A 646-nucleotide genomic window follows, 5' to 3' on the forward strand; every position below is an offset into this window, starting at 1 on the left:
CTGCATTCTCTGACGGTTTGTCTGAGTGTGCAGCAGCTGTCTTCACAAATGGATTATCCTGTTCTGGTAAGTTGGGGATTAACTCAGCGCTGGTTTTTTCCATGTGTTGGTAAAGCTTGGTGTAGTCTTTACCTAACGTATCCAACATTTCAGCTGTTTTAGCAAAGTGGTCTGCAAGCTCTTGGCGTTGCTGCTCTAGGGCAAACTTTGCTGTGTCTAATTCTTTTTGAACATTTTTTTGCTTCTTGTACTCAGGGGTCGTGAGGCGAGAAATAGCAACCCCTAAGATAAGTCCGATTAGTAAACCGCCAACGGCATACATCCAAGGCATAACAGCTCCTTATTGTTGTTTTTTAACATGTTTGTTACTGCTTAGTTACACATAATGCAGCTTCATGGTACTATGAGAAAGCGACAGTATAAAGAGAAATGCGTGTGCGCTAGCTATCAGTTTGAAGCTGCACATACAGCGCTCAGCCCCCGCCTATTGTACTGTTGAAGCCCTTTTTCCTTTGCTGGTTGATATCGATTTCATTGTGGAAATGTCGTCATGAATCCCGTTAAAAAATACGAACAAGATATAGAAGAACATGGATTTCAAAGAGATCCAGCCCAAGAACAAGCCGTTCAGGCGCTCGACCAACTG

At 43.2% G+C, this 646-nt stretch carries 1 protein-coding gene; it reads right to left on the reverse strand.

Annotated features, from left to right (window positions below; genetic code table 11):
• Positions 1–331: Z-ring associated protein ZapG (gene zapG, locus KIV40_RS28275; RefSeq protein WP_285352529.1), on the reverse strand; the 331-nt coding region annotated here is incomplete at its 3' end.
• Positions 332–646: the final 315 nt, after the last annotated feature.

The organism is Vibrio sp. D173a (genome assembly GCF_030248475.1).